This window comes from Mesorhizobium sp. GbtcB19, from assembly GCF_019091085.1.
Lineage (GTDB): Bacteria > Pseudomonadota > Alphaproteobacteria > Rhizobiales > Rhizobiaceae > Mesorhizobium.
In genome coordinates this window covers 21,853-29,296 of the sequence record NZ_JAGXJY010000035.1, presented here as the reverse complement: position 1 = coordinate 29,296, position 7,444 = coordinate 21,853, and the positions used below count along the sequence as shown (strand labels likewise).

9 protein-coding genes are annotated in these 7,444 nt (G+C 63.4%); 2 read left to right on the top strand and 7 right to left on the bottom strand.

Going from position 1 to position 7,444, the window contains the following annotated elements; translation table 11 throughout:
* Positions 1–644: aldo/keto reductase (locus tag KVT37_RS30635; RefSeq protein ID WP_217578758.1), on the top strand; the 644-nt coding region annotated here is incomplete at its 5' end.
* Complete coding sequence (locus KVT37_RS30630; RefSeq protein WP_254634368.1) at positions 644–1,264, top strand: flavodoxin; 621 nt, start codon at positions 644–646, stop codon at positions 1,262–1,264. The genes KVT37_RS30635 and KVT37_RS30630, both read left to right, overlap by 1 nt.
* A 95-nt stretch (positions 1,265–1,359) precedes the next feature.
* On the opposite strand, the gene KVT37_RS30625 is transcribed toward KVT37_RS30630, so the two are convergent.
* The 7 genes from KVT37_RS30625 to KVT37_RS30595 all read right to left on the bottom strand — a co-directional run bounded on the left by KVT37_RS30625 (position 1,360) and on the right by KVT37_RS30595 (position 7,381).
* A complete protein-coding gene (locus KVT37_RS30625) occupies positions 1,360–1,764 on the bottom strand; it encodes a VOC family protein (RefSeq protein ID WP_217578757.1) in 405 nt (134 codons plus the stop codon).
* A 254-nt stretch (positions 1,765–2,018) separates the two neighbouring features.
* Entirely contained in the window at positions 2,019–2,747 is a 729-nt protein-coding gene (locus KVT37_RS30620) for an ABC transporter ATP-binding protein (protein WP_217578756.1), read from the bottom strand.
* Positions 2,747–3,535, bottom strand: a complete 789-nt coding sequence (locus KVT37_RS30615; RefSeq protein WP_368860640.1) for an ABC transporter ATP-binding protein — start codon at positions 3,533–3,535, stop codon at positions 2,747–2,749. Before KVT37_RS30615 ends, KVT37_RS30620 begins: the two co-directional genes overlap by 1 nt.
* Positions 3,514–4,467 carry a branched-chain amino acid ABC transporter permease gene (locus KVT37_RS30610; RefSeq protein ID WP_254634367.1) on the bottom strand — a complete coding sequence of 318 codons (954 nt, stop codon included), beginning with the start codon at positions 4,465–4,467 and terminating at the stop codon, positions 3,514–3,516. The genes KVT37_RS30615 and KVT37_RS30610 overlap by 22 nt, the downstream gene beginning before the upstream one ends.
* Positions 4,467–5,378 (bottom strand): branched-chain amino acid ABC transporter permease, encoded by a 912-nt coding sequence (locus tag KVT37_RS30605; protein WP_217578754.1) that lies wholly within the window; start codon positions 5,376–5,378, stop codon positions 4,467–4,469. The genes KVT37_RS30610 and KVT37_RS30605 overlap by 1 nt, the downstream gene beginning before the upstream one ends.
* A 120-nt stretch (positions 5,379–5,498) precedes the next feature.
* Positions 5,499–6,608, bottom strand: coding sequence for a branched-chain amino acid ABC transporter substrate-binding protein (locus tag KVT37_RS30600; protein ID WP_254634366.1), 1,110 nt, complete (start codon positions 6,606–6,608; stop codon positions 5,499–5,501).
* A gap of 137 nt (positions 6,609–6,745) precedes the next feature.
* A complete protein-coding gene (locus KVT37_RS30595) occupies positions 6,746–7,381 on the bottom strand; it encodes an RraA family protein (RefSeq protein WP_217578752.1) in 636 nt (211 codons plus the stop codon).
* Between the last annotated feature and the right edge of the window lie 63 nt (positions 7,382–7,444).

Below are 7,444 nucleotides of genomic sequence, written 5' to 3'. Positions count from 1 at the left end.
TCTATCAGCACCGCGTCGATCCAGAGGTGCCGATCGAGGACGTTGCCGGTGCCGTCGGAGACCTCATGGCGGAAGGCAAGGTCCTTCATTGGGGCCTCAGTGAAATGGGGCTCAAGACCCTGCGCCGCGCCCATACCGCCCAACCAGTGACGGCGGTGCAAAGCGAATACTCGATGCTGTGGCGTGGGCCAGAGGAATCTGTCCTTTCGACTTGCGAGGAGCTCGGCATCGGCTTCGTGCCTTGGAGCCCGTTGGGAGTTGGCTTCCTGACCGGAGCAATTGACCTGGCAACCCGTTTTGCTCCCGGCGACATCCGGGCCATCGAGACTCGCTTTTCGCCAGATAACCTGCAGAGCAATCTCGCGCTTGTTGCTCTCGTCAAAGACTGGGCCAAGCGCAAGAACGCAACGCCCGGCCAGATCGCCCTTGCATGGCTGATGGCGCAGAAACCGTGGATAGTTCCGATTCCTGGCACGACCCAGATCGCCCACATGCTCGAGAATACAGGGGCGGCCTCGATTGATTTTTCGCCGTCAGAGGTTGCGGAGTTGAATGCGGCGGTTGCGGCGATCGAGGTGCACGGTCAGAGGCTGCCCGATGCAGTCCTGGCCTACTCGGGTGTGGAAGCGGCGCCGAGATCGTGATGGGTACCAAGCCGAGCACAATGATGCCCTACACCGCAAAAACGACTCGACGAGAGATGCTTGTGTCTTCGCTGTTCGTTCCTCTGGCAGCCGTCAACGCCATCTCGGCTGCATCGGCCAACGCCGAATTTGGCGCAGGCGGCAAGCCGCTGGTCGCCTACTTTTCGCGCAGCGGCAACACACGCACCATTGCCGCGCTTCTCAGCCGGGACCTCGACGGCGACCTGTTCGAGATAGAGTCGGTGACGCCCTATCCCGCCGACTATTTCGCGACGGTTGACCAGGCGACACGCGAACGCGAGAGAGATTTCCTGCCGCCGCTCAAAGCGAGCATCAGCAATCTCAGTTCTTACAACACGGTGTTCCTCGGCTTCCCAATTTGGGGCGCTTCGGCGCCGCCGATTATTCGTTCATTCCTGGCCAATCAGGACTTCTCCAGGAAGACGATAATCCCGTTCAATCTCCACGGAGGCTACGGTCTTGGGAACAGCCGCGAAATCATAATAAATGCCGCACCACAGGCAAGCTTTGCCCCAGGATTCGTCATGGAAGGTCTTCAAGAACGGCGGACCACCGAGCTGGTGCGCGACTGGCTGAAAAAGTCAGCCCAAACTCGGTAGAACTGGGTAGGCGGCGCGAAAAGGCCCGCCTTACCGCTTTCAATATGCCTCGCGAACGGATGGCTCCACTGCCATTCCCTTGTCGATGAACGTCGTCACGAAAGTGACCCGTTCGTTATAGGGACTTCGTACAGTTCCAGCGGCAATTCATCTGGGTCTCTGAAAAATGTAAACCGTTGGTCTGTATATGGGTCGATCCGGATTGGCTCAACGGTAACGCCGGCGGCTTCCAGGCGCACAATTACGGGATCAAGATTGGCCACGGCAAATGCCAGATGTCTCAGGCCCGTCGCCTCTGGATGGGACGGCCGCATAACCGGCGCAGGGAATGAGAACAATTCAAGTTGGACGGACCCGATCCGCAGATCCGCCTTCCATGACCGCCGCTCCTCCCGATAAACCTCCCGGATCAGATCGAGGCCGAGGAGTTCGACGTAGAATCGTCGCGACCGGTCGTAATCGGTGCAGATGAGCGCGACGTGGTGAATGGCGTTCAGCATTCTATGAACTCTAGCCAGGCTGAGGTTTGAGGCCAAGGCCACCGAGTTCTGAGTTGGCGTCTTGCCAGCGACATGAGTCAGCCTCTTAAGCGCCGAACCACATAGTCGGTTTTCGGGAGACGGTGAAGCAGCCTGTATGACCGCCGCGCGGCGCAAAGCTGACATTCCTTTCGCGTGCGATTCTCGAATAGCGCGCTTATAGAAACCGTGACCTGTTGCTCCGGCCGTGGAACAAACGTTGATGCCCCGTATCATCAGACCGCGGCCCCGCCCAGATACGCGCTGATCACCGCATCGTTGCTGGCAAGGTCGCCGCCATTTCCTTCCAGCACGATGCGTCCGGCCTTCAGGACGTAGCCGTAGTCGGCGAATTTCAGGGCGACCTTGCTGTTCTGCTCCACCAGAAGAATCGTCACGCCCTCGCGGTTGAGGCGCTGCACGATGTTCATGACTTCCCTGATCAATTGCGGCGCCAGCCCCATTGACGGTTCATCGAGCAGCAGCACCTTAGGGGCCGCCATCAGGGCCCGGCCGATCGCCAGCATCTGCTGTTCTCCGCCCGACAGGTTGCGCGCGTCGCCATTGTGCCGGCGCGCCAGGATCGGGAACAGCTCGAAGACGTGATCCAGCCGGCGCCGGCGCTCGGCGTCGTCGGCAAGGGTGAACGACCCCAGATCGAGGTTTTCCTTGATCGTCATGTCGCCGAAGATCCGCCTGCCTTCGGGGACATGGACCAGTCCGCGATGCGGCAGGCGATGAGCGGGCACCCTGGTTATATCCTCGCCGAGGAAGTGGACGCTTCCCAAGGATGCGGTGATGAGGCCCGACAGCGTGCGCAACATCGTGCTCTTGCCGGCGCCGTTGGCGCCGAGCAGCGCGACGACCTGGCCGCGCCTGACCGAAAGGCTGACGCCGTGCAGCGCCTCTATGCCGCCATAGCGCGTGACGATGCGATCCGCGCAAAGAACGATTTCGGGATCCATCACTCCTCCGTACCCAGATAGGCTTCAATGACCCTCGGGTCGGCGCGCACGGCCACCGGCGTCCCGTCGGCGATCTTCTGGCCATAGTCGAACACCACGATCCTCTCGGAGACCTGCATGACCAGTCCCATGTCGTGCTCGATCAGAAGCACGGTGACGCCGGTCTCATCGCGGATGCGGCGGATCAGCCTCACTAGATCGCTCTTTTCGCGTTCGTTGAGGCCGGCGGCGGGCTCGTCGAGCAGGATGAGCTCGGGCGTCGAGGCCAAGGCCCTCGCCAGTTCGAGCCGCCGCTGATCGCCGTAGGAAAGGCCGCCTGCAAGCCGATGCGCGTGCTCCGCGATGCCGACGAAATCAAGCCAGCGCATACCGGCCGCGCGGATCGCCTCTTCCTCGCGCCGTTGCGACGGCAGGTGCAGGATCGCCGACACAAGGCCGTGGCGGCTGCGGCAATGTTGGCCGGACATGGCGTTTTCCAGCACCGACATTTCCTTGAACAGGCGGATGTTCTGGAAGGTGCGGGCAAGCCCGAGCGCGGTGATGCGATGCGGCGGCAGGCCGGTGATCGGCCGGCCGGCCAGCCGGATCGACCCGCCCTTGGGCTTATAGAAGCCGGTGAGGCAGTTGAAGAGCGAGGTCTTGCCGGCGCCGTTGGGGCCGATAAGGCTGTTGATGGCGCCCTTCTCGACCGAGAAGGAAATGTCCTGCAGGACCTTCAGTCCTCCGAAACTCAGGCGCAGGTCTCGGACTTCGAGCAGCGCCATCGTCACACCCGCTTGTCCGGCCACAGGCCGTTCGGCCTGAACAGCATGATTGCCAGCAGCGCCACGGCTGTCACCAGCGGACGATAGGTGCCCGCGCCGCGCAGCACTTCCGGCAGCAGCGCCACCAGAATGGCGCCGAGCACGACGCCGGGGATGCGGCCCATGCCGCCGAGCACGACGCCGAGCAGGATCAGCAGCGACTGGTTGAAGGTGAAGCTTTCGGGCGAGATCGCGGTCATCTTCGCGGCATAGAGACACCCAGCCACCGAAGCGATCACGGCCCCCATCATGTAGGCCTGGAGCTTGGCGGACACACGGTTGATGCCGATGCCGGCGGCGGCGTCCTCGTCATAGCGGACATAGAACCATGCCCGCCCCATGCGCGAGCGCTCGACGCTCAGGCAAACGAAGATGGTAAGCAGCGCCAGCACCAGGAATGCATAGTAGAAGTGCTGGACCTGCATCAGCTTGAAGCCGAAGACCTCGGGCCGTTCGATGCCGACGAGGCCGCTGGCGCCGCCGGTGATATCGAGGTTGCGGGCAATGATGCGCACGATCTCGCCGAAGCCCAGCGTCACGATCGCCAGATAGTCGCTGCGCAGCCTGAGCGTCGGCGCGCCTATGATAATGCCGGCCACGCAGGCGGCCACCATGGAGACCGGAATGGACAGCCAGAAATTGAAGCCGAATTCCGCGGTCAGGATGCCTGTCGTGTAGGCGCCGACCGCGAAGAAGGCGGCGTAGCCGAGGTCGAGCAGCCCGGCATAACCGACGACGATGTTGAGGCCGAGACAGAGCACGACATAGAGCAGCGCGGTCGTCGCCACCTCGAGCACATAGGCGTTGGCGAATTGCGGCAGCACCAATGCGCAGGCGAGCGCGGCAAGACCCGGCAGCAGCGATCGACGCAGCGTTTGCCGTTGCCCGGCGGGCAAGGATGTCGCTTCTTCGCTCATCACACCCGCTCCACGATCGAGCGTCCGAGGATGCCGGTCGGCTTGAACACAAGGAACAGGATCAGCGCCCCGAACACGAACACGTCGCGCCATTCCGACCCGACGAAGGGCAAGGACGATCCGTACGCCTCGAGCAGACCGAGCAGCAGGCCGCCGAGCATGGCGCCCGGCACGCTGCCTATGCCGCCGATGACGGCCGCGGTGAAGGCCTTCAGCCCCATGATGAAGCCCATGAAGAAATGGACGCTGCCGTAATAGGCGCCGGCCATGACGCCGCCGCCGGCGGCAAGGGCCGAGCCCATGAAGAAGGTGAGCGCGATCACCCGGTCGACATCGATGCCCATCAGCCGGCTCGCCCCCATGTCGATGGAAACGGCGCGCATGGCCTTGCCGTACATGGTGCGGGAGACGAAGGCCTGCATGCCGGCCATCAGCAGGATGGACGCGGCCACAAGCACCATCTGCGTGTAGGTGATGTGGACGGCTGAAATGTCGACACCGGCAAACCCGAGGTCGGTGTTGAAGGCGAAGTGCCGCCCGCCGGTCAGCGCCAGCGCCGCGCCGTTGAGCACCATGGAGGCGCCGAGCGCGGTGATGAGGATCGAAAGGCGCGGCGCGCTGCGCATCGGCCTGTAGGCGAAGCGCTCGATGACGACCCCGAGCAGGCCGACGGCAAGCATCGAGACCAGCAAGGCGCAGACGACGCCCAGCCAGCCATTGCCGACCCAAATGCCGACGAAGGAGAACACGATCAGCCCGACGAAGGCGCCGCTCATGTAGATGTCGCCATGGGCGAAGTTCAGCAGCTTGATGACGCCGAAGACCATGCTGTAGCCGAGCGCGATCAAGGCATAGAACGAGCCGACGATGAGGCCGTTCACCAGTTGCTGGATGACAAGGTCGAGCGTCATTGAGGCTCCGGGTGCAGGTGTTGAAACATCCTGCCTGAGCGCGGCTGTGGTGAGCGCCAGGCAACGGCAATGACGCCGAGGCGGGCGTGGCCGCGCCTCGGCGTCAGGCTGGTTGCGCCGTTACTCGGCGGCCACCCATTTGCCGCCCTTGGCGACCACCGGGTGGAAGTTCGACGTCTGCAGCGTGTTCTTGTCGGTGAACTTGATTTCGCCGGCCAGGCCTTTGAAGTCGCTGGCCTTGAGCGCCGCGACGATCGCCTTTTGGTCGGCGGACTTGGCGCGCGCCATGGCGTCTACGATCAGGTCGCCGACATCGTGGGAAAGTGCCGCATAGGCGCCGGCGTCACGGCCGTAGGCAGCCTTGTACTTGGCCTTGAAATCGGCGGCGCCGGACAGAAGATCGACCGTCGGCGGCGACAGAAGATAGACGCCTTCGCCGGCCGAACCGGCGATCTCCAGATATTCGGGCGAATTGTTGCCGTCGCCAAGCACGATGCCGCCCTGGAAGCCGGCCTGCCGAAGCTGCTTGGTGAGCAGCGCGCCACCGGCGTGATAGGCGGTCCAGAACACGGCGTCCGCGCCGCTCGATTTCACCTTGGTGACGACGGCCGAATAGTCCTGCTCGCCGGCGGTGGTGGTTTCCCTGGCGGCGATCTCGCCGCCGGCGTTCTTGAAGGCTTCGGCTGTCAGCTTGGCGAGGTCGGACGAATAGGCATCGCCCTCGTCTATGACCGCTATCTTCTTGTAGCCATTCTTCTTGAAGAGCTCGACGGCGGTGGTCGCCTGCATGTCGCCGGTCGAGTTGGCGAGGAAGGCATTGCCCTGGTTGGCGGCGACCAGCTTGGTCGAGTTCGCCCCGATGATGACGAACGGAACGCCGGCATCGCCGTAGATCTTCAACGTTGGCAGGACGGCGCCCGAGCAATAGCCGCCGACGATTGCGGTGACGCCTTCGGAGACGAGCTTGCTGCCCGCGGTCACCGCCTGCTGCGGATCGCACGCGTCGTCCGCGGTGATGGTGGCGATCTTGTCGCCGTTGACGCCGCCCTTGGCGTTGGCGGCGTCGATCGCCATCTTCACCGCGTTCTCCATATCCTGCCCCTCGCTGGCCAACTGGCCGGTCATCGGAGCGACGATGCCGATCTTGATATCGGCGGCATTGGCCATCGTGGTCATCACCAGCCCGGCAAGGGCGGTGGCACAGGCAAGCCTTTTGAACGAAGCAACCATTTTCTTCTCCATTTTCCCCTGTTGACGCATCAGGGACCCGGCCCGGATGCATTCTGCTGCTTTTGTTGCCGAACGCTTCCGTTCGGTCCTCGCCCTTCGGTCAGGCGAAGCGTTCAGTCCCGGAAGGCCGCAGCGGATCAATGGCTGCCGGCCGGACCCTGCGCATAAGCCCCCCGATAGCGATTCTCCTTGATGCTCAGCATGATCTCGGCCTCGCGCTCTTCCTGCGCCCGTACGGCCGCCAGCAGCGCCGCGGCGCCAGCAACCGGAAATGCCACCACGCCGTCCTCGTCGCCGAGCACGATATCGCCGGGGCTGACGACCATGCCGCCGACCGTGACCGCGACGTTGATCGCTCCGGGGCCATCCTTGTAGGGGCCGAGATGGATCGCCGATCGGGCGAAGCACGGAAACGGGCTGCGGCCGATGGCGCCGGCGTCGCGGATGGCGCCATCGAGGACGATGCCAGCGGCGCCGCGCGCGGCCGCGACGCTTGTCATGATCTCGCCGACCAGCGCACGTCCCTCATATCCGCCACCGTCGACGACAAGGACATCGCCCGGCTGGACCAGGTCGAGCGCGCGATGGATGAACTGGTTGTCGCCGGGACGCGTCCGGACCGTCAGCGCCCTCCCCGCCATGATGCCACCGAGTTTGTGGAACGGCCGAAGCCCGACAGCTCCGGGGACACGGCCGAGATTGTCGCTGACCAAGGGCGTCGCGAAGGCGCGGAACGCATCGATCAGCTCACCCTGCAAGGGCCCATCCGCCATTTCCCATCCTCCTCGGAAATTGTGAATATATTATCCAATCATCATTTGACGAGGAAAGTCAAC

Bases quoted from the DNA above. Each gene is read 5' to 3' on its own strand.
- KVT37_RS30605 (WP_217578754.1), bottom strand. From the start codon at position 5,378: ATGACGCTCGACCTTGTCATCCAGCAACTGGTGAACGGCCTCATCGTC.
- KVT37_RS30610 (WP_254634367.1), bottom strand. From the start codon at position 4,467: ATGAGCGAAGAAGCGACATCCTTGCCCGCCGGGCAACGGCAAACGCTG.
- KVT37_RS30620 (WP_217578756.1), bottom strand. From the start codon at position 2,747: ATGGATCCCGAAATCGTTCTTTGCGCGGATCGCATCGTCACGCGCTAT.
- KVT37_RS30630 (WP_254634368.1), top strand. From the start codon at position 644: ATGGGTACCAAGCCGAGCACAATGATGCCCTACACCGCAAAAACGACT.
- KVT37_RS30600 (WP_254634366.1), bottom strand. From the start codon at position 6,608: ATGGTTGCTTCGTTCAAAAGGCTTGCCTGTGCCACCGCCCTTGCCGGG.
- KVT37_RS30595 (WP_217578752.1), bottom strand. From the start codon at position 7,381: ATGGCGGATGGGCCCTTGCAGGGTGAGCTGATCGATGCGTTCCGCGCC.
- KVT37_RS30625 (WP_217578757.1), bottom strand. From the start codon at position 1,764: ATGCTGAACGCCATTCACCACGTCGCGCTCATCTGCACCGATTACGAC.